The sequence below is a fragment of the Vibrio limimangrovi genome, assembly GCF_054064025.1.
This window is the reverse complement of sequence record NZ_JBSUGF010000033.1, coordinates 1-1517: the sequence shown is the minus strand read 5'-3', so window position 1 is coordinate 1517 and position 1517 is coordinate 1. Positions and strand designations below refer to the sequence as shown.

The window sequence follows — 1517 nt, the reverse complement described above, 5'->3', positions numbered from 1 at the left end:
AGAGAGCCGGATTTACCTAACTCTCAAGCCTACGCACTTGAACCTGGACAACCGTCGCCAGGCCCACCTAGCCTTCTCCGTCCCCCCATCGCAATTGTAAGAAGTACGGGAATATTAACCCGTTTCCCATCGACTACGCCTTTCGGCCTCGCCTTAGGGGTCGACTTACCCTGCCCCGATTAACGTTGGACAGGAACCCTTGGTCTTCCGGCGAGGAGGTTTTTCACCCCCTTTATCGTTACTCATGTCAGCATTCGCACTTCTGATACGTCCAGCATGCGTTACCACACACCTTCAACCGCTTACAGAACGCTCCCCTACCCAATATACAAAAGTATATTGCCGCAGCTTCGGTTTACTACTTAGCCCCGTTACATCTTCCGCGCAGGCCGACTCGACCAGTGAGCTATTACGCTTTCTTTAAATGATGGCTGCTTCTAAGCCAACATCCTGGCTGTCTGAGCCTTCCCACATCGTTTCCCACTTAGTAGTAATTTGGGACCTTAGCTGGCGGTCTGGGTTGTTTCCCTCTCCACGACGGACGTTAGCACCCGCCGTGTGTCTCCCGGATAGTACTTACTGGTATTCGGAGTTTGCAAAGGGTTGGTAAGTCGGGATGACCCCCTAGCCTTAACAGTGCTCTACCCCCAGTAGTATTCGTCCGAGGCGCTACCTAAATAGCTTTCGGGGAGAACCAGCTATCTCCAGGTTTGATTGGCCTTTCACCCCTAGCCACAAGTCATCCGCTAATTTTTCAACATTAGTCGGTTCGGTCCTCCAGTTGATGTTACTCAACCTTCAACCTGCCCATGGCTAGATCACCTGGTTTCGGGTCTATATCCAGAGACTGAACGCCCAGTTAAGACTCGGTTTCCCTACGGCTCCCCTAGATGGTTAACCTTGCCACTGAATATAAGTCGCTGACCCATTATACAAAAGGTACGCAGTCACAGGACAAGCCTGCTCCTACTGCTTGTACGTACACGGTTTCAGGTTCTATTTCACTCCCCTCACAGGGGTTCTTTTCGCCTTTCCCTCACGGTACTGGTTCACTATCGGTCAGTCAGTAGTATTTAGCCTTGGAGGATGGTCCCCCCATATTCAGACAGGATATCACGTGTCCCGCCCTACTCGATTTCACTGAACACACATCGTCAACTACGGGACTATCACCCTGTATCGTCGGACTTTCCAGACCGTTCGTCTAACGCGTGTAAAGCTTAAGGGCTAGTCCAATTTCGCTCGCCGCTACTTTCGGAATCTCGGTTGATTTCTTTTCCTCGGGGTACTTAGATGTTTCAGTTCCCCCGGTTCGCCTCCTGTTGCTATGTATTCACAACAGGATACTTACTTATGTAAGTGGGTTTCCCCATTCGGAAATCCCAGACTCAAGTGGCTTTTACTGCCTAATCTGGGCTTATCGCAAGTTAATACGTCCTTCATCGCCTCTGACTGCCAAGGCATCCACCGTGTACGCTTAGTCACTTAACCATACAACCCGAAGGAGTTTCGAATTG

General features: G+C 50.6%; 1 rRNA gene. It reads right to left on the bottom strand.

From position 1 onward, the window contains the following. A 23S ribosomal RNA gene (locus ACWYU8_RS21940) occupies positions 1-1491 on the bottom strand; the annotation flags it as partial. Between the last annotated feature and the right edge of the window lie 26 nt (positions 1492-1517).